Origin of the sequence: Bacterioplanoides sp. (assembly GCF_965219715.1) — a bacterium.
Classification (GTDB): domain Bacteria; phylum Pseudomonadota; class Gammaproteobacteria; order Pseudomonadales; family Oceanobacteraceae; genus Bacterioplanoides.
In genome coordinates this window covers 36316-57427 of the sequence record NZ_CBDCOG010000002.1, presented here as the reverse complement: position 1 = coordinate 57427, position 21112 = coordinate 36316, and the positions used below count along the sequence as shown (strand labels likewise).

The following is a 21112-nucleotide window of genomic DNA, read 5'->3' as shown; positions in this document are numbered from 1 at the left end:
CTCTGGCTTCGTTTAGCCAGATTGCCGTTAGTTCCATCGACAGCAACTTTTTAACATCCGGTTCTTTATCCAGTGCCAGAAAAAAAACTTCCATATCAACCATGGTTTTATCCGGTAACTGATGCTGCATGTGACAATTAATCGGAGTATCGAATTTAATCGGGCAAATCTCGACAGGGAACCAGTCCTGAAATGTTTTTATTGTGGTACTTTTTAATTCAGGGTATGTGTTTCTGACAATGGCAAATCTGGTCCTTCTTATTCCGTCCGTATGAGGTTTCTGAACACGCAGGGCGATATTCATTAACTCCTGAACACAGGTCACGGATTTTCCGGAACCGATCGGCCCCATTAAACCACGGACAAAAGCAGCAGACTGATGGAATTTATAACCCGTACGGGAGGCCCGGTAATTCGCCATGTTTAATTATTTTCTTAAGAAAACACGCCTGATAATGCACCTGAAGCCACCAATTCCGGAAAACAGATCAAGGACTCTCATTGTTCTATAAGAGATGACAGTCGTGTTAACACATCTTCAGAGGTGTGGTTGTCATAGCCTTCATTCCTGGGTAGTGCAGGGGCTTTTATATGGTTCCAGTAGATTTCCGGAAGGTGGTAAGTTAGTTGTCCAAACTCAGTATTCAGTCCGGCAATAAACCAGTTGTCCATTCGGACACCACCTGCATCACAATATGTTTTAAAAGCAGAGTCTTTAAGAAGTTTTAAGATCAGAATCCATAACAGATGTTTGTGATCGTAAAGTTCCTGAAAGGTGTGATGCCCATCGGATACAAAACAGGTATCACAGGAAATTATAAGAGTATCGCTCATTATAAGTAATCCGTCAGAATACAAAGTATATAACAACCAGCTAATATGGCGGAAATAACATATAAGGAATTCAGGATTCCGATTAATATCTCTTTAATCAACACGTCGGCCCTTCTTATAGAATCTACGTATAGAATCAGACTGATCACAGGCTTTTTTGTAACAGACACGGCAGTAGTTATCTGACAGTAGACCCATAAAGGCATTGCCGCACTGAGAACAAATCCGCATCTGTTGTTCATCACGCTTTTGGTCGGACACTGGTGATACCTTTTACCGCCCACATGAATGCTTCTTCGAGTTTGGTTCTCGCTATGTGTGCCGATCGTGCGTCGTATTTCTCAGCATCCAGAAACAGCTCATAGAGTTCTTCTGATGCGTCCTGAATATTCTTCACCAGGGACTGTTGCGTCCCGTCCTGGGGGATGTATCTTGCCCTGAACGGATCGAGTTTTTCTGACAACATTTTTCTCCGCACTTCAGTACTAGGTCAATTTATCCATTAAAAAATTTTTCAGAGAGGTATTGGTACACCTGATCTACTGATCTGTCTTCAGGAGCAGGAAATACAGCAGGAGTCCCGGAAACCTCAAAAGACCAGGCTTTTATTCGAAATAGCAAACTGTCCGCTCGTCCCCCCCCTGTCCAATCCACCCCCCAGATAGCCCGGATGGGAACCCAATACATCCTGTATAAGCCGATTTGAGCCGGATTTCGCCCTTTTACGCCGATTTTGGTGTCAAAATCGCGCTTCTACGTGAAATCTGAGGCGTTTTGCGGGTGGTTGCCCTGCTTCATGCGCAGAGAATTGCCATAAAATACCCAAATATGGCTGAATCTGACATGAATCAATGAAAATCGGGTTGTTATGCATTCATTTTGCATAATTAATCAGCTTCAATTACTACCGGTAAGTTCAGTTACCGGCAGTAAGCGTTAATTTTCGTTTTGTTTTGAGTCATCCAGCTGAGTAAACGCTGCGTTTTCTGACTCTGGCGGCAGGATTTCAGCGTCAAATGTGAAACGATCGTCTTTAATCCTGATTTTACTATCTGAGTGATGACCGTCCATTCGATTCAGTTCGTTGATTGCCGCGATTGCCGCTTTATAGTCTGGCTGAAATTGTGAATCATCATCCGGTTTTATCTTTCCGCTGGCTTTCTGCGCGATCTCCCAAAGCAAAACTCGTTTTGATTCGATCCTGACCATTCCGGCATCAGCGATTTCCTTCATCCTTCTTAGTACTTCCATACGAACATTAGTTTTCGCTAGCATCTGGCACGATGATGCTCTTTTCGTCGTTTCAGTGCTGGCCGTATAGCCAGCATCGACATAAGATTGGGACGCATTTCCCGTTTTTATGTAGTTATCAATAAATCTGAGTTGCCTTGGAGTCATACACTACGAGACCTACCTGATTACTCTGGCAGTAGATATTTATTCAAATGGAGTTGCACTTCCATCATTTTAACGGTATTGTATAGCTGTGCCTTGGGAGACAAGGCATACGAAAACGGCGTTTCGAGTACCAGTCGAAACGCCGTCTTACATGTAACAAGCCATTGATCTACAAGAGGTATTTTATGGCTATCAGAACTGAATCAGAAATCCGTGCCGATCGCATCAAATCTATGCAGGCACACATTCCAGGCCTGTCAGAGACAGACGCTCTCATCTTATCACAGGCCAGGTTCTTTTTGCCAGCCGATGATAAGCGCCAGCCTGAAAGAGCTGCAGAGATAGCTGAACGTGCCCTCCACGATCTGTATCACACCGGCGTTGAGTTTTTTCACACCATGCTTTTCCGGTGGCTAATCAACACCACCACTGGTGCTGCTCAGGCTCGACTGGATAGGCTGGCAATATCCCGGTAACCAATAAGGGTAAGGCCGCACTGGCCTTACCCAAAGGATTTTTTATGGAACTCCTGAAATTGTACAGAGGTATCAACGACAACCACCTGGCCCTGCACCGTAATGATGCAGGTCAGTTCTTTATGACCCTTTCATATAAAGGTCACTTCCGGAAACTCCACCCTTACCGGAAAATGAAAGCCTGGCTGATTCTGGACCACTTTGAAATGGAGCTCCGTCGTAATCCAGAGCTACAGATGAAACCAGTCCCTCTCCTGGTGGCTACGTATGAAGGCCGCACACGTTACTTTGAAACACCGTCCGATCTTGAACATTTCTACTCCGGCCATGGCGTTGATGCCAGCAGAGTTGCCGATCTGCTCAGTCGTAACATACCTGTCATTTTCGGCAGACTCACCGCGTACCGTGAAAAGCCCTGGCATTTCAACGACGGACATGTTGCCAGCATTTACGGTAAACGATTTGTCACATAGAACTCTATGCATAACTTATCAGGCGATGCAAATACTATGTACACCACTGACGAGGCAGGAACTTCGTGGATACACTGTTAAATTTTGAATCTCTGGAACACCAGTCTCAACGACTGTGCGAAATCAGAGACCAGCTGGGCATCACTAACCGGGGCCTGGCTGAGTCCATGAAGGTCCCGCTGCCAACTTTCGAGCGATTTATAGATGGCCGCACGAAGATGAAACCAGCTTACTGCCAGCTACTGGGTCTGTATCTGATGATTAAAGATCTGCAGCCTGAGTTGTTCAGCGACCTGATACCGGACTCGGCCCGGGATCAACGATTCAGCTAACGGGTAAAGAAACCGGCCATCATGTGGCCGGTTTCTTTACCCGGTATAGTGCTGCACATCAAGTCAGACATGTTTCGTGATACGTTTTGATAGAGCCACCTGTCAAAACTGATGTCAAGAATAGTCTAACTGAATTGTTTAGACAATTTTGTTACATAAAAACAACACAACTATGATACCAGACGCTCTGATTCATACGATTGTGTCAGTATAACCGCCGCCGTACTGACCGCTAAATTTTTCATCATCTCTATGGTTTCACTGATACGCCTGCGTCTGCTGCTCAATAACTCCGCCCGTCCGTATTTTTGCACTGGCCCGTATCTTCGGTCCTGAAACAAATCAACACACCAACATGCATTCAGGCAGCACAGGTCTACAAAACGGGGATCATTCATGGAATATATTTTTGCATTCTCAATCACTGTCGGCCTGATATAAATTACGTCGCACAGTGCCTGTTCCACATTTCCGGGTTTTGTAAAACTCAGTTTCAGTATCCTGTAGTTCAGATCACTCAGCTGCCTCTGTAACTTCTGGCGTATCATGCAGCCACTGATAATTTTCTCTTCTCTTGTCAGCCCTGCCTCTCCGCCGCCACTGTTAAATAACCAGGCAGGCGACCTCAGCTCAACCGCCGGATTAAAAGCTATGTGCAGTCCTCTCAGGAGATAACGCATCTTTAAATCCGTGTCTCAGTATTTCAGCAAACAATTCTAACTCCATCGCAATACATCCACGAACATCATGGTCCGGAAATTTTCCCACATGCACCAGACATTTCCATGCCTGGTGATCCAGCCGGTAGGCCAGCATGGGATTTTTCCTGCGCCTGTCGGCCTGTTCGCAGGCCTGCTTCCACCATTTTGATATGTCTGAGGGTTTACATCGCTTGTAGCGTTTTATCTCTATGCAGAAATCGTCCAGTCTTTCTGCCAGTGCTTTGTCAACATGTACATCATCGGGCATATACAGATCATGTCCTCCGGATCTCGACTGCTCCAGATTTCTGACCAGAACATTGGCTCCAGTAAATTTTGCCAGCTCAGCACAAAACTCCCTTTCTCCAGCCTTTCCTTTCAACACAGAATGTCTGCTCATGGAAAACCGCCTAATATTCACTCCAAAACTGTATTTCACAAAAACTGCCAGCCGATTGCTATCGGTGACGGCTGAAGTTGGCGTTAATACTATTTGAATCGTACAACAGCGACAGAGCCACCATGATTACCAAACCCAATCATCCCAGTGACAAAACGGTTACCTGGCAACTCAGACTGAGGCAGCAATTAAAAGAGGATAAAATCAGTTACAGGGAACTGGCGTTCCGAATGAAAACAACCGATGCTCTGATCACGAAACATTTGACCGGTAAAGCCAAACAGGAATCACTCACATTTATAAAGAGAGTCTGCGCTGCCACTGGCTATCGTTTGGACTGGACCCTGTTTGGAGAGCTGGTTGATGGAAATTCAGATCAGCATCCATGGCTATCGAGAGTTGGAATAAGACAGTGGATGGAAATTTTGAAAAACGAGCGGCAGAACATTGATGCCAAATACATTAACGGATGGTTTTCAACGCCCACCGACCTTGAACTCAGCGACCAGTCTTTTGTTTACCAGGTTGAATCAAGTGAATTATCGAGCATTGGCCTGCCTTTTGGCTCCTGGGTATTTGTTGATCCGCAAAAGAAATTAACGCGCCGGGAATCCGGCAGATCGCCGTTGAAAACGATAGGCACTCCCCTAGCGTTATTACTGTTAAAAAAAACCGGTGGAATAATGGTTTGCAGGATGGAAACCATCGCTGATGAAATCTGGTGCCTGCCACCGTCCGGCAATTACCCGTCACTGCTGATAGAGGATGTTATCGTCATTGGAAAGATCATTTCCGGTTTACGGGCGTTTGATGAGTGTTTATCATTCCCCGCACACATCAGGCAGACACTCTACTGAAGGTGTCTCATGGCCTCTACCGAAATCGCTAAATTCACCAGAGACCTGAACGGCCAGAGTAAGGCTATTCAGTCTATGCTGCCAGCCGGCCTGGACCCACGCAGGTTCATGCGGACTGTCGTTAACACAATTTCCACACATCCCCAGTCTGACAGGCTCCTGAAAGCGAACCGGACTTCTCTGTTCTCGGCGTGTCAGAAAGCGGCTGGCGACGGACTCCTTATTGATGGACGGGAGTCCACACTGATCGTTTTCAAAGACAAGAAAAAAAACACGGAAACTGTCAATTATATCCCGATGGTTCAGGGACTGGTAAAACTTGCCAGAAATTCCGGCGAAATTGCCAACATCATCTCCGAAGTAGTTTTCAGTAATGACTCATTTCAGTACAGGCCCGGCATTGATGACCAGCCTGTTTTCGACCCGGATTGGTTTGGCCAGCGTGGTGACGCAATCGGAGCCTATGCAGTAGTCATTACGACCAATGAAGAAAAGATTGTCCGGGTGTTACCGAAAAAACGGATTATGACCATTGCCAGTACCGGTCGTAATGCAGATCAGTTTAATCCGGATACCGGTGTCAATTTTGAGGAATGGTGGCGTAAGACAGCCATTAAAAACGTTCTCAAATACGCTCCGAAATCGAGTTATCTGGAATCAGCTATGGCATCTGACACCACGTCCACATTCGAAGTGGTGTCAGATGCCATTGATGAAGAAAAGGATGTCACTCCGGAACCGCTGTCTGATGCAGAGATCGGGAAAATGATGGATAAAATAAGGGATTCCATCAGCCAGTCTACATCAAGAAAGCAGCTGTCCGGCCTGCAGAAGAAAATCACGGAACTGCCCGTTGCCTGCCAGGAGGAACTGGTGATTGAATGGAACGAACGGGCAGCAGTCATTGAAGCGGTTGAGGACAAGCAGCAGAATCAGAAATCGAAAACCAGGCCTGTCGCAGAAAGCGGCCTGGATGAACATCACGTAGCCATGCCTGATACAGGGGAAATACCGGGCGACATCGCCTGAAAAGATTGCTAACATAATGTTGTCAGAGTCCGCAATCTCTGAATGACAAACGGGAAAGCCGCTGGATTATCCATATCCAGCGGCTTTTTTGCACTATTATTCCAACCATCCGATAGCTCAGCCCCTACTGCTGTCCGAGTAGAGCAGTGCCGTTCTGCCATCGCTAATCACCCCAGTGCCAGATCACAGCCCAGCGATTCAATTAACACCAGCCGGTCAGCAAAACTGGCCTGCTGTATTTTTTTAGCTGTAGCCTCAAAGCCTGCATCAGTTAGCTCCTTGTCGAGACAGTCAATAAACAGCGCATCCACCACGCTACCCGATAAACATTCATACACCTGTTGCCGTTCGGAGTCTGACAGCTCCAGAGATAAATGATGGTATTCCATCAGACCGTGATAGCGATCCAGCATGGTTGCGATACGCTGACTGAATTTGTCGGTGTATGATTGTTTAACCCGAATGACTGCGGGAGCAGGAAATAGTTTTAGTCGTTTATCTGCCATTGATCTCTCCTATCGTCTTCCACGTCGCAGACGAGCTGGATTTACTCATAACTGCAATCAAAAAAAGAGCGGCTTTCGCCGCTCCCTTCTTATTTGTTAGCTACCCAATCCCCGTTGAATTTTTCCTGTTTATAGTAGTACTCACACCATTGATCACCGTCCAGACTCTCAGCATTTTCAGGCCAGTCGAAATCAGTAACTTCATAGATAAATACGCCTTCGCCACCATTTCGAGATTCCTGCTCAGAGCACTCTATAGATTCAACATATTTTTCAGAACACCCCTGATCGCCGGTTTCAGGGTCTGTCAGCCACTGGGCAGCGTCTTTAATTGCGGATTCCCGGGTTTGGCCAGCGCCCCAAACTGTCATTTGGTCCATTACGATGAAAAATTTAGTTTTAGTGGTAGTCATTTTCTTTCTCCTGGAGCCGTTCCGGTTGGTCGGCTCGTTGGTTAACGGTGATTTTGTTTCTCTGTTTCCCTCACCGTTGATATAACTATTTAAGCAAATATGTTTGCAGTCCGTCTGACCTTCGGTTTTTTCTTAACCGGTTCAGGTTCGGACCCGTTGTACTCAGCCACAGGGGCCTGCCGGGGTATAATACCTGTTGTAACCGGCGGCTCAGGCTCCTGTCTGGCCTCTCCCTCCGGTGATTCAGCATAACTATTGACTGTCGGATCAGTCAGAACTGGATCAACCGGCCTGTTAGCAGATTTTGCCTTATCGAACATAGCATCAACAATTCTCTGCTGCGCGATCTCGTGCTTAATCAGCTCAATCATCATCTCGGCTTTATGAATGGAATCCATTTTGCTGAGGATTCCTTTACCGTCCAGCTTCAGAATCGCATCAGACAGGCCTTCAGAGATTTCATCAATGATGGTTCCGACACACATTCGTTTACGCATCATTTTCAACGGGTATCCGCGCCCGTCATTCTCTGCATCTTTCAGATCGCTGACCAGCCGGTCCTCAACCTGCCGGGCACCTTCTCTGTAATTAATGCTGAACGATCTGGCAAATCTGTTCATGTCACTCGTCCATAGCTTCTTCTTCAGCAGCCAGTCTGTTGGCCAGCTGCATTTTTACCAGGCCTCTGGCCACAGCCAGGTCCGGGTCTTTCGGGATGATATAGTTCGGGTTGCCGTAACGCTTACCCAGTTCTTCGCCGATGATTGCTGCTCCGCCTCCGACAAAAATTACATATTCGAAGGCGTTTTCATCGTCACCGAATGTTTGCATCCGGCTCAGAATCTCACGCATCACCGTATGGGAAGCCTTTTTGATCAGGTCCCTGCAAGATCGGCCACGATACGTACCTGATCTTAAAACGGCATCAAGATGCGCTCTTGGAAGAGATTTGGCAAGACCCTCCGCAATCATTTCCGTTCTCAGCGAATCCGCTATATCAAAAACCCCTTTTGGCTCGCTGTGTCGGGCCTGCGGTGAACCGATGGAATCAACCACGCTCATGTCGGTGGTGGTGCCGCCGATGTCGATGACCAGTGCGGTCTGACCCTCGTCCATCTGGATCAGCCATTCACCGGTCTCGTCAATAACGTGATCGAGGAAACCGGAAATAGATTCAGGTGCGATAATGCTGTTTTTGATCCTGGCAAGTGGCACATCGTTAATACTGGTAATATCCCCCATAATGTTGCGCTTTTTGGCCAGCACCAGTTCTTTATTTACCCGGTAGCTGTCGCCCATGAAATACTGAGTGATCGGCAGGGTACACATAACGGTAATCTCCTGCCCACCGAAACCGGCCTTGCGCAACACCTCGTGGATCAGTACACGATTCTCTACGGATGTCTGGTAGCTGGCACGTTTGGTAGTCACCGGAGAGGTCAGATTCGTGCTGACACAGAACTCGTCACCGTCGACCTCATAACTGTTGTCGAGCGGGTTGCCCACCGGATCGGTGTCAACTGTGAGGCCGATCATAGCAGGCACCATACAGAACTTAATCTTTTTTTCTGTCTCGCAGTAGTACGCACCGATGCCCTGGGCAGAACCCTCATCGACGACAATAATTTGTTCAGACATATCTGAAATCCTTGTTCAGTAATACACGCAATATTGAATAACAAATACGCCGCTATCCCTTTGTGATAACGACGGGGTTATTTATATCAATTTATTATTTGTAATGCAACATTTTAAACCTATAAAAACCTTACAGGTTTAAAATGTTATATAACAGATTTCGACAGGTTGACCGTAGACCTTAACACACCTTCAAAAATCCAAATTGAACTATAAGGTTTTTTTAGGTTCTAAGAGGTTTGTGCAGATTTGTCTGTCCTGTACCCGATGACCATCACATTCGGTCTCTGTTTTTGCGGCGCGTCGATAATAGTGTTCAGGGCCCGCTGTGCGTGAAGCAGACTGGCCATCGCCTCATTCAGTACGACCACCGTTCTGTTGCTGTGATCGTTACTCTGGCGACACTCGCTGATCATGTCGGTCGCCCTGACTACATCAGCAAGGGCTCTGTGTATTGTGTTCATGGCTGCACTCCGCCATAGATGGGTACATCAGCAGCATGGCATAAACGACAGCGGTCCGTACTGGATTAATAATGGATTTTAATGGATGCCTAAGAATAAACCGGGACTACGAACAGGGGCTGTGCTGAGACTCGTGATGGAAGAATGCAGTCTCGGACGATCCGATGTGGCGGGTATCACCAGTCGCAGTGAATCTGCTGTCAGTAAATGGCTGGACGGAACGAATCTGATCCCAACGGACTGTGCATTGAAAATACTGGCGCACTCCGGACTTCCGGAAAACACGTTTACGGAATCCCTGCTGATCCGGAAAAATCCTGGCATCAGTGAACTCACCGGTAACTCGGTGATTCTTTACCGTTCAGGTCAACGGTTTATCATAGATTTGAACGTCCGGCAGTATCAACAACTGATTCACGCAGCAGTCGATCTGGCGTTTGGTAATGAACCAGGCTCAAACGACGGCGGTCAGCATGGACCCGACTACCCCCGAGATAATTAACCAGTCTTAACGCCATGGTCTGAGCGTCTGAACACTCATCAGCTAATGGTGGGTTGAACTCAACGTCCGTAGTCAGTTTATTATCATTATCATTAATAGTAATTACGACAGTTGCCATATATGAGCCTCTCTGTGAGTCGGCATTCTGGCACAACATCCGCCGTTTATCTAATAACTGTCATCGGATTTTATTCCGTGTGGTGGCTGCTGCAACGGTTCAGATGCAATGGCAGCCTTTCAAATTGTGACTACAATAACAGCCTGACTGAGACTCCATTCTGCAACTCTCAGCCATGGTGGCACTGCACCATCCCGGGACAGTGCCACTTTATTTAGCCGGTTACTCTGTTGTCTCCCCTTTTCCCGTCTTTTTGCCTTCGACCTGTTTTTTCAGGCTGGCGATCTGATCCAGATACAAATTCCTGGTTTCCTCGATCATCGCTTCAGCAGCACTGGCGGCAGCGTTAGCAGCAGCCACCTGCGATTCCGCAACCGCCTTATCCAGTTCCATCTGGTGCAGCCTGGCAGACAATGCCCTGTTCTCTTTTTCCAGCACAACCACTTTCTGATTAGCGTCTCCCAACTGACTGCGGATCATGGTTTCAGCCTGACGGGTAAGAGCCTCGCTGGATTTTGATGCCTGCAGCTGCTGTGACAGGTCGTTACATGTGCCACGGGCGTCATCCAGCTTATGACTCAGAGTTTCAATTTCGCCTTTTCGGGATTTCAGCTCTTCGGCCTGATCATCGAGGCGTATTTTCTGCTGAGTCGCGGTTTCCTGAAGGCCATGGATACCTCTGTTCAGTTCTGCATTCTGCTCAATAACCCTGGTGAGCGTTGTCCTGCATTCCTCCAGATCATCACAGAGCTGTACGTTATTCCCTTCCAGCTCCGCTATCCGGCTATCTTTTTCCTGCAACCGTTCTTCATCTGCGAATCCCTGTCGCTCCAGCTCACTGTTCTGCTTTTGCAGCCTGTTGACCTGAATGTTGTGGGTTTCATCCTTCGCTTTCAGTTCTTCAGCACATTCTTTACGTGACATGAGGTATGTCTCTGTCGCCATACGGTTTGCCATATCAGCTGCCATGGCCAGTATATCCCCCGGCACCTCCGGCTGGTCCTCCGCGAGTTTGGCGAGATAACCGGCCCGGAATTTTGACAGCAATTCTTTGGCACGTTTGCGGGTGCCGCCAACTTCCTGAAACAGCCACGTATAGGCTATGTCGTCAATGGTCTCATGCGGATTGCTGTCCAGACGATCCTGTATTTTCTGGAAGAATCGTTCATCCGGTATCGCATGTGGCCGACCTGGAGCTGCTTTCTCTGTCTCTGTCATGGGAATCCTTGGCAAGATATTAATTACCTTAATTAGTTACATACATGTATGTAATTAATTGCGTACCTAATTTGTACCTCTATGACTCCCGGAAGTCAAGAAAAAACCGCGTTTTGTTTCCTGCGGCTACCACCAGGTTAGAGGGGTTTGTGGTTAATGAGTGTAGTAGTCCTGAGACTCATTTTAAGGCGATCTGAGAGCCTTTTTTTTAGGTGTGGAATCACAAGCCTGCATTCTCAATCTCATCGTGAACACACCTTAAAATGCGTCTCGTAACTATCCCCCTCGAACAACTCTTCAGCAGGCGAATCTCTCAACATTGACGGGAACTGGCAGCGTGTAGAGCACGGCTCGTCCTTCAGACCTGATTGTGTCAATCGACCAGCAGCGAGTCCCGATGGCCCGGTCTATTGCCAGCCGCAGTTTTTTGTCAGACCGGGTATTTGTGGTCCCGACGTAGAACTGCACAGTCCTCAGTTTGTTCCGGTAGCCACAGATGTATGTCTGTACCACCTGGCAAGTAACACGGCCGGATTTATTCAGACGCTCACGGATGCCGTACCAGTGGCTGCTGCCTGGGTTGAGCTGTTCGAACGTTTTATAATTTGGCAGCTCGGCGTACAGGGTTTCAATGGCCCCGGACAATGAACCGATGGCACCACCGCAGTAATCATTGTCGCTGAAATATTTGCGTAACTGCGGTTCGCCCTGCCTGCTGATCTCTATGTGCCAGGCCGGCCTGTTACTGCGCCGGTAAACATGTCTTGGCACCATCATCACACCGTCCGGCGTAGCCACTTCCCGCAGCGGCAACACATGGTTGCCTATCGTCATGGTATTCATATCTGTATCCGGTCCTGTCGCATCCAGTATATTACCTGCCTTTTCAGGAACTCTATTTCTTTCAGAAGCAGCGAAATCCGGTCACTGTCATCCGGCCCGTCCGGCATGACAGAAAGTTCCGGTTCGGTCATTTCAGGCTGGTTATCCGGGTACCACTCGGTTTCAACCTGTACGGATTGCGTGATCGTTTTGGTTTGCCGTCGGGAAGAATAAAAATCAGGTGCGTAGCGTTTCAGCCACTGGCGGACAGTTGTGTGATGCACTCCGATCTGCGTGCTGAAGTTCTCAATGGTGATACCGGTTTGTCTGAACTGTTTCTGGTAATCAGCTACATGCCGTTTACGCAGTATCTCGGGATAACGGGATGACAAAGCATGACTCTCCGCAGGTAAAAGACAGAATCAGCGTAGATACGGACAGGGTATTTGTCACAGGACGCACAGCAGACAGACACGGAAGGGAAGAACAACAGGGACGGAGTAGCCTGAAGCTGAAGTGCCCTGTGTTCCGATACGCTGCCACCCGTTCGCTCCCTGCGGTCGGTCTCGGGCTGTCAGCGCACCGGGTTAGTTATCCTGAGAGCCTGAAATAACTTTAGGAACCGGACAATCAAAAGCCCACAGCTTCGCAGTACCAGTTAAGCGGACACACCATGTTACCCCCCGGATTCTCCGGCAGAAACCAATGGGCAATAGCCCATAGCTTCGCAGTAACCAGTTAAGCGGACACACCATGTTACCCCCCGGATTCTCCGGCAGGAACCAATGGGCAATAGCCCATAGCTTCGCAGTAACCAGTTAAGCGGACACACCATGTTACCCCCTTATCAAGCGAGACACTGACTTAACGTGTACGCCTAGAGCCTCGGCTATCTCCTTGTTTTTAGACCCGTTTAAACGCATTTCTCTGGCCTTCTCCTGCTTGCTTTGGGACTTAGCCTTACGTTCTGCATCATACACCGAACGCTCCTTCACGCCGGTCTCACGACGGGCCTCCCTTTTCCGATTGGTATTACGTCGCTGTTTTTCTGCCGGACTGATAATGCTTTTCATCTGTAACAGCTCTATATCAGTGATCCGGAAAAGGTCTATCAGGAGAGTATTCGTCGGCGTATACAGCGGCGGATATTTCTTCCCGTTAAACTCGACCGTCTCACCACGAGCCATTTTTCGGGTTAATTCATAGATATTGCTGGTCTTGTTCCGTATTTTCTGAAGGCCCCAATGCGGCGCAGCTTCCAGACACAGATTCCGGAACTCGTTCCAGTCATCCAGCGGTCTGATACTTAATTCTTTGTAGTACCGGAGCGCATAGAAATTACAGAGGTAAAACGCCAGCGGCTCACGCATACCCTCACCGACATCCCCGTTACGCAGCTTAATCAGTGTCTGCAGGTCACACAGGCGCGTCCAGTTCAGAGTGTTCAGGCAGAATCCACGCTGCCATGCCGACAGTTGTGAAACCGATCCGGGCCTTTTCTTTTTCTTTTTCCCGGGGTCGATCTCCAGAATGATCTCGTCATTCGCCGGCATACGCTCAGGAATGATTGCAGCGGCCAGATCGTTGAACGCATAACTAACCGGCTCATCAATATCGAACCGGTTATTCACGTACATGACTTTGACCGGTGCCTGGTTCTTCTGGTTCACTGTGTTCACGATTCGCAATACCCGGGATACATCCCTGGCATGCTGATCGCCCCCCAGATGCCCGAACTTATTAACCAGGTGACGCTGCATAGTATCCCATCTGGCTAACGCAGCCCTTGGCAGAGGTTCGTGGAACCATTTGGCCTGAATGCCACGGCCTGAATCTATAACAATGGACGGCTCAGGGAGACCGGTCTCATCACAATGGCGCAATAGTTTGTTCAGGATGTCATGCGAATCCAGGTGGATGTAGTCTCTGGTGTTGTAATAGTCAATATCGACAAAGGCCGTGCCAATGCTGGCCAGACTGGTTTTAAGACGGTTGAATTTCCGGAAAGTAGCCTGGCTGATCCAATAATCCTTGGTTTTATCCTGCTGGATCATTTTCAAAACAGAAGGGAGATCGCACAACTTATACGATCGTTGATACGCCCGGGAAGAACCTTTCGGTTTATACAGTACGGAAAAAGTGCCCCATCTGGAGTCATCAAGATACCCGGCAACCTCAAACTCTGCGGGAAAATTAATGTCTAACTGTTTAACAAGAGCTGCCATCTGCAATCTCTCCAAAAAAAGGCTTGCGATGGCTCTGTGGAAATGTGCTATCATTACTCACAGAGTGAAAGCAATCCTCTGGATTGTTTTGAGGGGGCCCGGAGATGACTGTTTGGCGATTGACATCCCCGGGCCTTTCGTTTTTACGGTGTTTACAGAAAATGCTGATAACGACAATCACTCCGGAAACACTATTCACATCAAACTACCACAGATTCCCTGCCATCACAAAACGGTCAACAAACTGCCGCAACTATTTCAGGCAGATTTCCATATGAACGGCAGTTGTTTGCTATATGATCTGTTTATGCTACAGGCGAAACCGGCTGATACAAGCTGTTTTTTTGTGTCCTTTTGTAGCCCTTCCAAATGAGGGATGGCCGGCAACTGACATCTGATGCAGCCACAATGCTTCCAATTGACTGTTATCGTTGAGGAAAAATGCAGTTTTCCTTTGCAATTACAACAGCCGATACGCGGCAAAAATACAAAACTGACTTTTTGTACAATAATTCCTGTCACTCACCAATTCCGGTGAGCAATATCAGGAACTATGAAACATGAACCCTACTGAACCTTGCCGCATAGGTGTCCGGCCTGCAACGGGTCTGGTGGAAGAACCCTCGGTTTTGACGAGTAACCTATTAAAACCCTGTTAGAGTTTTGATAATCGAGTTATGAGAGCACTTTTGATAGATAATTTTCCAACCTATCGAAAAGTACACAATCTGATAACTTCTTGAAAAATAAAAGGGTCGTCATTTTCGTGAACTTTTCCACCAGACCCGTGCAAAATTACGAGAGCTACAAGTTTTTCTCAAAACTCATCCAGTCTAGGTGAATTGAGAAAGCGGTTCTGAGATAGGTTTTCGAGAAGCTACAGCCCTTTATTTTCGGGGCTTTTATCGAAATAGAAATCGCTATCTTAAAGGGTGGTTAGTGAGAAAAAACAGAGGCGAGATTGGTGTTTTTTAGACGACAGTCGCCAATGTCTGTTTTTCTTTATATTTCAGGCCATTAGCTCTACTTTCTGTTCTAAAAGCGGTTTTGCAGGCCAAGCCCCTATTCATCGGAAGATGCCTTAAAGCACTCGGCTTTCCGACCATGAAGTACATAGAATATGGTGCTTTATATTTAGCAATTTTGCAGGCCGAGCCCCTATTCGTTTTCGATGATGTTTCACGCATCCGGTAAGCTGGTTTACCGGCAGCAAGGCCGCTGGATGACCGGCCAATACCAGAATTAATACTCTTAATACCGGATAAAAATATCCGAAAAATAAACCATATGAACGGGAAAGAACTTCTTAAGAAACTGAAAAAACTGGCAAGGTTACGGGATGAACAACTCAAGGTGCTCAAGGCTAGGGGGAAGGGGTCACACGGAACGCTCTACTACGGAGGCCGGCGAACCATTCTGAAAGACCCCAAGAAAGAGATCGGGAAAGGTGTGGGCAAAAATAAAGTTCTAAAATAGGGCAACGCAACCATGCGTGTTTTGCCCCTATCATCCGGCAATCTACAAATAAAGTTGTAAAACGATGGATTATTCCGTTTTTTTCTCGACCAATTCCGCTTCTTCGTCAGTCATAATGCAGTCCATATACTCAGCAATCGTTAAGGCTTCTTCTTCGGACTCGGCCTCACCGCTAGACAGTAATTTATCAGCTTCTTGCTTCACAGGATCGTCTGCATAATCTGGGTAGTCGTGATTTCCCACCTTGGTCTCCATTGGCATTGGGTCTTTCCTCCAAGTATACAGTAGTGCGTTTCAGAACTCTTTTTTACGTTTTAGAACTTTATTTGGGGCTCGGCCTGCAAAATTGCTAAATATAAAGCACCATATTCTATGTACTTCATGGTCGGAAAGCCGAGTGCTTTAAGGCATCTTCCGATGAATACCTTGATTACCAAAGGCTTCAGGTGAGCAACTAAAATTACACCATTCAAATCCGCTATGTAAATTGGCGTGTACTTCCGAAAGCCTTGATACTCGTGCCATACAGCCAGAAACTAGCGAAATTACACACTATTTGCTCTATATTCATTGCTTTTGCAGGCCGGACACCTAGACCTTCCAGCTTATACGCCTTCCTCAAACGCTTGGCAAAAAATCCCACGTTCAAAGTCTTTGCTAAGTTCTATGACATTCTTGAATTGATAATATTTGGCATACTTATCCAGCTTGCCGGTGTGCGTCACACCACAGAGCCTCAAGTCTTCACGACTGAAACCGTCGTAGTCTCCATTGGCAAAAATAATGCCTACTCCTGTTGGTTCCTCTGCACCAAGGCAGTAACGCTCATAAACAACACCAAGACTTCCAGCTTCCGCACTCATTACTTTTTTGCCTGTGCGAACGATGCTACCCACTTCAGGTAACTGCTCCCAATCTTGGCAAAGGCTTATACGCTCAAAGCGATCCCATGCTTCTAGCTCATTCGGGAAGCTGTTTTTCAGTTTGTGTTTGTTGGCAGGGTCGGCTGTGCGGATCAGCCGGAATAGCTTGCAGGTAAAGCTAGTGCCATCCCTGTAACTATTTGGTATGTCCACAGTTACAAAATGCTTAATCTCTGCTTCGTTGAATTGCTGTCCCATGACTACTCCATAAGTTTTGATCTTGGGTTCTTATCATACCGGTGTATAACAAATGGTTCCAAAATAGAAACTGTTCAGTGGTATGTTCCAAAATGGAACCTGCCGCATAAATCGGGTAGCCGGAGGTCTCTAACCTCCAGCCCCCACGCCACGTAGCGTTCGGGTCCGCATTTTCTTCTCGTCTGGATGCCTATGGTGATATATCACTTCTATGGCGTGACCCCTTAATGAAAATCTACTGCACCTTCATTACTCGCCATTGAAAACGCTCTTTTCCAGCAGGATAACCGGGGTTATGTCGCTGAATATGGCTCTTTTATATCGTCCTTGTTCAGCATTGAATTACATTTATCCCAGTGCCGATCCAAAGCCCGGAACATCATCCTTTTAGCTTCCAGAAATTTGGATCTGGTTTTTTCATCCATCGGCAATTCTGTATTCATTGATGAGTGTATTGCTTGGAATTTGCCAAGTATCACCAATTCTCTCTGATCTTCTTCTGTCATTTTCGAGCATGTTCTATCTTCTTGATTATTTCTTCCGCTTGTTTCTTTGCCCAGTCAGGCAAGTTGCTACTACCGCTATTTATTTCTTCAAGGAGAAGAATGAATTTACCGACTTCCGTCGAGTGCATTCTTACGTGGATAAATTCGTGTTTTTCAATTTCCATTATTCAAGTCCTGTGCAAAACGCAACATAACAAGGGGTTCCAAGACGACCGCCTACGGCGGCGCTTGAACCCACAGGGTTATGTGTCAAAATCGAGTCTTTGCGCGCTTGTTGATTTTCCGCTTCTTCTGGTGAAGATCAATCAGGCGTTTTTCTTCCTGTTCTTCTTCCAGTTTGTCAAAGCAGGACAGAACATCTTTCTTTCTGTTGCCGGTCATTTTTACAACCGTCTTTTTGTCGCCGATTCTGATCATGCTCATTCAACTTTACGTTTTATGACTTCATTTTTTGCCCACAACTCAACTGGACTTCTCGGGGTTCTTCCGTTAGACCCGCGATAGCAATATTTGCGGTCGGTCAAAGTTAAGCTGGCCCTGATATTTTTCCAGCAGCAACGCAGATTTACTTTCCAGCTTTCTTTTTTCGGGTATTCGAAAAACTATGTAGATTTGATGATCTCCTGAAGCTACAATCTAACAGTGTATAAATCGAAAAACAGTGTTGATTGCAGGGAGGGGAGCATGTCAAAGATCAGAAGGCCGGTACTCCGTTATCATGGTGGAAAATGGAGACTGGCTCCTTGGATAATTTCTCACTTTCCAGAGCATCGTTTCTATGTGGAACCTTATGGCGGTGCGGCCAGCGTATTGCTGCGTAAGTCTCGATCTTTTCATGAAGTCTACAACGACCTTGATGGTGGTTTAGTCAACCTTCTCTCTGTCATCCGAGACACAAATCAAATGGAAGAGTTGATCGAGCAGCTGAAGTTAACCCCGTTCTCCAGAGAGGAGTTTGAACTGTCTGTTCAAGACTCTGAAAGTACTGTAGAGCAAGCGCGTAGAACCATTGTACGCTCATTCATGGGCTTTGGCTCAGCTGCAACCAATAAGAACCACAAGACGGGTTTCCGTAGCAAGTGCCATAGACGGGCTTCTACAGCTGGGAGCGACTGGAAGAACTACCCCGAATCGTTAAGAGCCGTTGGTGAACGTCTGCATGGTGTTATCATAGAACGGCGCAATGCTATTGACCTGATGCGTTACCAAGATTCCCATGAAACCTTGTTTTATATCGATCCTCCCTATCTTCATGACACCAGACACAATGGCTCTGAGCGTTGCTACAGTCATGAAATGAACACCCCTGACCATGAAATGATGTTGTCAGTCATTAAACGACTGGATGGTATGGTTGTCCTCAGTGGCTACGACAATGACCTATATAACGACTGTCTTACTGGCTGGCAGAAAGAGTACAAGTCCACGGTTGCTGATGGACGAGGCCGTAGGGTTGAAGTTGTCTGGATAAAGACTCCTCATGCTAATGAGCGCATGAGACAGGGAGCGTTCAAAACCCATAGAGCCAGAACTGGCAAAACAGAGCAATCTATACAGACCGCTATCCAGTTTTTGACCAATTCAGGGAAAAAGCCAAACAAGTCATCTGTCGCCAGAATGACTGGCATTTCAAGAGAGCAGATCAGTAGACGATATTCTCACCTCTTCTAAGTGTGATGTATGGGCATCTGATTTAACCGCATTTCTGACAAGGCATATATCACACTATGGGACTTTTGAACCTGCCTTCAATCTCTGTGGACAGTATTGAAGAAGACGATCTTGATTACCGTATCAAGGCCAGCATCAACGAACCGGTGAGTCGTTACTGTACTCATTGCTTTTCAAACAACTTGTTTGGACACGGTGGGAAAACCCAATTGTTTATGGATACGCCCATACATGGCAAGCGGGTTGGCATACTGTTAAACCGTCGCCGCTTCCGTTGTGGTGACTGCCGTAAAACCCAGTTCGAGCAAAGTCGTGACCTGAGTGACGCTCACAGAGCAACTGTCCGGTTGGTGAAATACATTCAGGATCGAGCTATTCGCTCAACCAACACCAGTGTTGCTGAAGATGTGGGAGTCACTGAGGCCACAGTTAGGAATATCCTCAAATCCTATATTGACTGTCTCGAAAAGAAGTATCAGTTTGAAACCCCAAGGGTACTGGGACTGGATGAGGTACACCTTAACCGCCGAATGCGCCTGGTGATGACGAACATTGAGCAGAGAACTCTGATCGACCTGGTTAAAGATCGAAAGAAAGAGACTGTTATCACAGCACTAACCAAACTGAAGAATCCCGAGAAAGTGCAACTGGTCACTATTGATATGTGGCGGCCTTACCTTGATGCGGCGGCTCTGGTACTTCCTCATGCGATACCAGTCATAGACAAGTTTCACGTTGTTAAGATGGCAAATGAAGCCGTTGAGAAGGCTCGCAAATCGCTCAGGGAGTCCCTGTCGCCAAAGCAGCGTAAGGGATTGATGAATGATCGCTTTCTTCTCCTGAGACGCAGGAGTGCTCTTACAGATCAGCAGAAGTTTATCTTGGAGGGGTGGACTCTCAACTACCCGATGTTGGGTACTGTGTACGAGGCAAAAGAAACCTTCTATGAAATTTATGACTACCAGACACGGCAAGAAGCGGAGCTTGCCTATGATGACTGGAAATCAGGCATTCCTACTGGAGTAAAATGCTATTTCGGTGATCTTGTTCGAGCAATGGACAACTGGCATAAGGAAATCTTCAACTACTTTGATCATCCAGTTACGAACGCTCTCACCGAATCCATCAACAACCAGATCAAGTCCATCTACCGGCAGGGACGGGGTTACAGTTTCGATGTTCTCAGAGCTAGGGCACTGTTTGTGGAAGCCAAGCATAAGACCACCAAACCATCTTTTAAATCACGAATACCGGAGGGCTTTATAGGCATGGCAACCATGAATGATTTACAAGTTGAGCAGAAGAACTACGGAGCCAGAATCTACACGAACTGAAATTTTGATCGGGAGATTATTTTATCCCTCGATCAACACACTATTTCGAATACCCCTTTTTTCTTTTTTCCGCTGATGCAGCCCCCTGCCGTGGAAGCTGCCGATCTGTTCCGAGATCCGGATTTCCAGAATATGCTCCTGTAATTCCTGCTGCATCTGCCACTGGCTGTCGGTATTCAGGTCTCCGGAAAAGTAGGCATCCAGCACTTTCATCACGCCCACTTCAAATTTTTTATCAATCCATGAGCCGTATTTATAGGCTATGTATTTGCATACCCATGTTCCGCCCCTACGGCCACGCTGGCTGCGAAAATGCCCAAGATTGTGGGTGTTTAACTCGGAAACGTATTCTACGGTGTCTTTCATACGCATAAATTTACTCGGTTCCTTAGCTCTGCGGGAACCACTGGCTTCATGCATATCGTTCAGATTAATCAGGCCCTGATCGTCTACCCTGACCGAATGTCCGCAAAGCATCAACGATTTCATGGTGCTACCTTTATTAACGAAAAAAAACCGGCCAGGTCCGGTTTTCGGAAAAAACACGCGACGCTACGTGAAATCTGAGCTGGTTTCGTGGGGGATCACCCGTTTCATT

At 47.1% G+C, this 21112-nt stretch carries 27 protein-coding genes; 9 read left to right on the top strand and 18 right to left on the bottom strand.

The genetic code is table 11. The features are described 5' to 3' along the window. From ACOQOZ_RS00530 to ACOQOZ_RS00515, 4 genes are all read right to left on the bottom strand, one after another. The coding region (locus ACOQOZ_RS00530; protein WP_420588278.1) for a hypothetical protein at positions 1–421 on the bottom strand (421 nt) is incomplete at its 3' end. Positions 422–498: 77 nt separating this feature from the next. Next, entirely contained in the window at positions 499–834 is a 336-nt protein-coding gene (locus tag ACOQOZ_RS00525; RefSeq protein WP_420588277.1) for a hypothetical protein, read from the bottom strand. A gap of 241 nt (positions 835–1075) precedes the next feature. Next, positions 1076–1300 (bottom strand): DUF7681 family protein, encoded by a 225-nt coding sequence (locus ACOQOZ_RS00520; RefSeq protein WP_420588276.1) that lies wholly within the window; start codon positions 1298–1300, stop codon positions 1076–1078. Positions 1301–1770: 470 nt separating this feature from the next. Then, positions 1771–2232: a terminase small subunit gene (locus ACOQOZ_RS00515; RefSeq protein ID WP_420588275.1), complete on the bottom strand. Its 462-nt coding sequence runs from the start codon at positions 2230–2232 to the stop codon at positions 1771–1773. A 185-nt stretch (positions 2233–2417) separates the two neighbouring features. Here ACOQOZ_RS00515 and ACOQOZ_RS00510 point away from each other — a divergent pair, with 185 nt between their 5' ends. The 3 genes from ACOQOZ_RS00510 (at position 2418) to ACOQOZ_RS00500 (ending at position 3513) form a co-directional block, all read left to right on the top strand. Then, positions 2418–2708, top strand: a complete 291-nt coding sequence (locus tag ACOQOZ_RS00510; RefSeq protein WP_420588274.1) for a hypothetical protein — start codon at positions 2418–2420, stop codon at positions 2706–2708. A gap of 44 nt (positions 2709–2752) precedes the next feature. Further along, the gene (locus ACOQOZ_RS00505; RefSeq protein ID WP_420588273.1) at positions 2753–3181 is read left to right on the top strand and encodes a hypothetical protein; all 429 of its coding nucleotides are present in this window, start codon (positions 2753–2755) and stop codon (positions 3179–3181) included. A 65-nt stretch (positions 3182–3246) separates the two neighbouring features. After that, entirely contained in the window at positions 3247–3513 is a 267-nt protein-coding gene (locus tag ACOQOZ_RS00500; protein ID WP_420588272.1) for a hypothetical protein, read from the top strand. A gap of 170 nt (positions 3514–3683) precedes the next feature. Here ACOQOZ_RS00500 and ACOQOZ_RS00495 read toward each other — a convergent pair whose 3' ends face one another. Then, positions 3684–4193, bottom strand: a complete 510-nt coding sequence (locus ACOQOZ_RS00495) for a hypothetical protein (RefSeq protein WP_420588271.1) — start codon at positions 4191–4193, stop codon at positions 3684–3686. Beyond that, positions 4156–4614, bottom strand: coding sequence for a putative PDDEXK endonuclease (locus ACOQOZ_RS00490; RefSeq protein ID WP_420588270.1), 459 nt, complete (start codon positions 4612–4614; stop codon positions 4156–4158). Before ACOQOZ_RS00490 ends, ACOQOZ_RS00495 begins: the two co-directional genes overlap by 38 nt. A 122-nt stretch (positions 4615–4736) precedes the next feature. Here ACOQOZ_RS00490 and ACOQOZ_RS00485 point away from each other — a divergent pair, with 122 nt between their 5' ends. Both ACOQOZ_RS00485 and ACOQOZ_RS00480 read left to right on the top strand, forming a co-directional pair. Then, entirely contained in the window at positions 4737–5471 is a 735-nt protein-coding gene (locus ACOQOZ_RS00485; protein ID WP_420588269.1) for a helix-turn-helix domain-containing protein, read from the top strand. Between the two features lie 9 nt (positions 5472–5480). Next, a complete protein-coding gene (locus tag ACOQOZ_RS00480) occupies positions 5481–6500 on the top strand; it encodes a recombinase RecT (protein WP_420588268.1) in 1020 nt (339 codons plus the stop codon). A 167-nt stretch (positions 6501–6667) separates the two neighbouring features. On the opposite strand, the gene ACOQOZ_RS00475 is transcribed toward ACOQOZ_RS00480, so the two are convergent. From ACOQOZ_RS00475 to parM, 4 genes are all read right to left on the bottom strand, one after another. Further along, positions 6668–7006, bottom strand: coding sequence for a hypothetical protein (locus tag ACOQOZ_RS00475; protein WP_420588267.1), 339 nt, complete (start codon positions 7004–7006; stop codon positions 6668–6670). 89 nt (positions 7007–7095) lie between these two features. Then, on the bottom strand, positions 7096–7419 hold the full coding sequence (locus tag ACOQOZ_RS00470) for a hypothetical protein (protein WP_420588266.1): 324 nt from the start codon (positions 7417–7419) through the stop codon (positions 7096–7098). A gap of 89 nt (positions 7420–7508) precedes the next feature. Next, positions 7509–8039, bottom strand: coding sequence for a hypothetical protein (locus ACOQOZ_RS00465; RefSeq protein WP_420588265.1), 531 nt, complete (start codon positions 8037–8039; stop codon positions 7509–7511). A 1-nt stretch (position 8040) separates the two neighbouring features. Further along, entirely contained in the window at positions 8041–9057 is a 1017-nt protein-coding gene (gene parM / locus ACOQOZ_RS00460) for a plasmid segregation protein ParM domain-containing protein (protein WP_420588264.1), read from the bottom strand. A gap of 600 nt (positions 9058–9657) precedes the next feature. Here parM and ACOQOZ_RS00455 point away from each other — a divergent pair. After that, a complete protein-coding gene (locus ACOQOZ_RS00455) occupies positions 9658–10023 on the top strand; it encodes a hypothetical protein (protein WP_420588263.1) in 366 nt (121 codons plus the stop codon). Between the two features lie 340 nt (positions 10024–10363). On the opposite strand, the gene ACOQOZ_RS00450 is transcribed toward ACOQOZ_RS00455, so the two are convergent. The 7 genes from ACOQOZ_RS00450 to ACOQOZ_RS00420 all read right to left on the bottom strand — a co-directional run bounded on the left by ACOQOZ_RS00450 (position 10364) and on the right by ACOQOZ_RS00420 (position 17673). After that, a complete protein-coding gene (locus tag ACOQOZ_RS00450; RefSeq protein WP_420588262.1) occupies positions 10364–11359 on the bottom strand; it encodes a hypothetical protein in 996 nt (331 codons plus the stop codon). Positions 11360–11656: 297 nt separating this feature from the next. Then, positions 11657–12202: a hypothetical protein gene (locus ACOQOZ_RS00445; RefSeq protein ID WP_420588261.1), complete on the bottom strand. Its 546-nt coding sequence runs from the start codon at positions 12200–12202 to the stop codon at positions 11657–11659. Beyond that, the gene (locus ACOQOZ_RS00440; protein ID WP_420588260.1) at positions 12199–12573 is read right to left on the bottom strand and encodes a hypothetical protein; all 375 of its coding nucleotides are present in this window, start codon (positions 12571–12573) and stop codon (positions 12199–12201) included. Before ACOQOZ_RS00440 ends, ACOQOZ_RS00445 begins: the two co-directional genes overlap by 4 nt. Before the next feature lie 444 nt (positions 12574–13017). Then, entirely contained in the window at positions 13018–14406 is a 1389-nt protein-coding gene (locus ACOQOZ_RS00435; RefSeq protein ID WP_420588259.1) for a hypothetical protein, read from the bottom strand. Positions 14407–15951: 1545 nt separating this feature from the next. Then, complete coding sequence (locus tag ACOQOZ_RS00430; protein WP_420588258.1) at positions 15952–16143, bottom strand: hypothetical protein; 192 nt, start codon at positions 16141–16143, stop codon at positions 15952–15954. 344 nt (positions 16144–16487) lie between these two features. Continuing rightward, positions 16488–17003: a hypothetical protein gene (locus ACOQOZ_RS00425; RefSeq protein ID WP_420588257.1), complete on the bottom strand. Its 516-nt coding sequence runs from the start codon at positions 17001–17003 to the stop codon at positions 16488–16490. Between the two features lie 502 nt (positions 17004–17505). Next, positions 17506–17673: a hypothetical protein gene (locus ACOQOZ_RS00420; protein ID WP_420588256.1), complete on the bottom strand. Its 168-nt coding sequence runs from the start codon at positions 17671–17673 to the stop codon at positions 17506–17508. A gap of 82 nt (positions 17674–17755) precedes the next feature. On the opposite strand from ACOQOZ_RS00420, the gene ACOQOZ_RS00415 reads away from it, so the two are divergent. The 3 genes from ACOQOZ_RS00415 (at position 17756) to ACOQOZ_RS00405 (ending at position 20514) form a co-directional block, all read left to right on the top strand. Next, positions 17756–18013 (top strand): hypothetical protein, encoded by a 258-nt coding sequence (locus ACOQOZ_RS00415; RefSeq protein WP_420588255.1) that lies wholly within the window; start codon positions 17756–17758, stop codon positions 18011–18013. A gap of 180 nt (positions 18014–18193) precedes the next feature. Further along, a complete protein-coding gene (locus ACOQOZ_RS00410) occupies positions 18194–19180 on the top strand; it encodes a DNA adenine methylase (protein ID WP_420588254.1) in 987 nt (328 codons plus the stop codon). A gap of 56 nt (positions 19181–19236) precedes the next feature. Next, complete coding sequence (locus ACOQOZ_RS00405; RefSeq protein ID WP_420588253.1) at positions 19237–20514, top strand: ISL3 family transposase; 1278 nt, start codon at positions 19237–19239, stop codon at positions 20512–20514. A 21-nt stretch (positions 20515–20535) separates the two neighbouring features. Here the strand turns inward: ACOQOZ_RS00405 and ACOQOZ_RS00400 are convergent, their stop codons facing one another. Further along, the gene (locus ACOQOZ_RS00400; RefSeq protein WP_420588252.1) at positions 20536–21003 is read right to left on the bottom strand and encodes a KilA-N domain-containing protein; all 468 of its coding nucleotides are present in this window, start codon (positions 21001–21003) and stop codon (positions 20536–20538) included. Positions 21004–21112 lie beyond the last annotated feature (109 nt).

Bases quoted from the DNA above. Each gene is read 5' to 3' on its own strand.
- ACOQOZ_RS00525 (WP_420588277.1), bottom strand. From the start codon at position 834: ATGAGCGATACTCTTATAATTTCCTGTGATACCTGTTTTGTATCCGAT.
- ACOQOZ_RS00520 (WP_420588276.1), bottom strand. From the start codon at position 1,300: ATGTTGTCAGAAAAACTCGATCCGTTCAGGGCAAGATACATCCCCCAG.
- ACOQOZ_RS00515 (WP_420588275.1), bottom strand. From the start codon at position 2,232: ATGACTCCAAGGCAACTCAGATTTATTGATAACTACATAAAAACGGGA.
- ACOQOZ_RS00510 (WP_420588274.1), top strand. From the start codon at position 2,418: ATGGCTATCAGAACTGAATCAGAAATCCGTGCCGATCGCATCAAATCT.
- ACOQOZ_RS00505 (WP_420588273.1), top strand. From the start codon at position 2,753: ATGGAACTCCTGAAATTGTACAGAGGTATCAACGACAACCACCTGGCC.
- ACOQOZ_RS00495 (WP_420588271.1), bottom strand. From the start codon at position 4,193: ATGCGTTATCTCCTGAGAGGACTGCACATAGCTTTTAATCCGGCGGTT.
- ACOQOZ_RS00490 (WP_420588270.1), bottom strand. From the start codon at position 4,614: ATGAGCAGACATTCTGTGTTGAAAGGAAAGGCTGGAGAAAGGGAGTTT.
- ACOQOZ_RS00485 (WP_420588269.1), top strand. From the start codon at position 4,737: ATGATTACCAAACCCAATCATCCCAGTGACAAAACGGTTACCTGGCAA.
- ACOQOZ_RS00480 (WP_420588268.1), top strand. From the start codon at position 5,481: ATGGCCTCTACCGAAATCGCTAAATTCACCAGAGACCTGAACGGCCAG.
- ACOQOZ_RS00475 (WP_420588267.1), bottom strand. From the start codon at position 7,006: ATGGCAGATAAACGACTAAAACTATTTCCTGCTCCCGCAGTCATTCGG.
- ACOQOZ_RS00470 (WP_420588266.1), bottom strand. From the start codon at position 7,419: ATGACTACCACTAAAACTAAATTTTTCATCGTAATGGACCAAATGACA.
- ACOQOZ_RS00465 (WP_420588265.1), bottom strand. From the start codon at position 8,039: ATGAACAGATTTGCCAGATCGTTCAGCATTAATTACAGAGAAGGTGCC.
- parM (WP_420588264.1), bottom strand. From the start codon at position 9,057: ATGTCTGAACAAATTATTGTCGTCGATGAGGGTTCTGCCCAGGGCATC.
- ACOQOZ_RS00455 (WP_420588263.1), top strand. From the start codon at position 9,658: ATGGAAGAATGCAGTCTCGGACGATCCGATGTGGCGGGTATCACCAGT.
- ACOQOZ_RS00450 (WP_420588262.1), bottom strand. From the start codon at position 11,359: ATGACAGAGACAGAGAAAGCAGCTCCAGGTCGGCCACATGCGATACCG.
- ACOQOZ_RS00445 (WP_420588261.1), bottom strand. From the start codon at position 12,202: ATGAATACCATGACGATAGGCAACCATGTGTTGCCGCTGCGGGAAGTG.
- ACOQOZ_RS00435 (WP_420588259.1), bottom strand. From the start codon at position 14,406: ATGGCAGCTCTTGTTAAACAGTTAGACATTAATTTTCCCGCAGAGTTT.
- ACOQOZ_RS00430 (WP_420588258.1), bottom strand. From the start codon at position 16,143: ATGCCAATGGAGACCAAGGTGGGAAATCACGACTACCCAGATTATGCA.
- ACOQOZ_RS00425 (WP_420588257.1), bottom strand. From the start codon at position 17,003: ATGGGACAGCAATTCAACGAAGCAGAGATTAAGCATTTTGTAACTGTG.
- ACOQOZ_RS00420 (WP_420588256.1), bottom strand. From the start codon at position 17,673: ATGGAAATTGAAAAACACGAATTTATCCACGTAAGAATGCACTCGACG.
- ACOQOZ_RS00410 (WP_420588254.1), top strand. From the start codon at position 18,194: ATGTCAAAGATCAGAAGGCCGGTACTCCGTTATCATGGTGGAAAATGG.
- ACOQOZ_RS00405 (WP_420588253.1), top strand. From the start codon at position 19,237: ATGGGACTTTTGAACCTGCCTTCAATCTCTGTGGACAGTATTGAAGAA.
- ACOQOZ_RS00400 (WP_420588252.1), bottom strand. From the start codon at position 21,003: ATGAAATCGTTGATGCTTTGCGGACATTCGGTCAGGGTAGACGATCAG.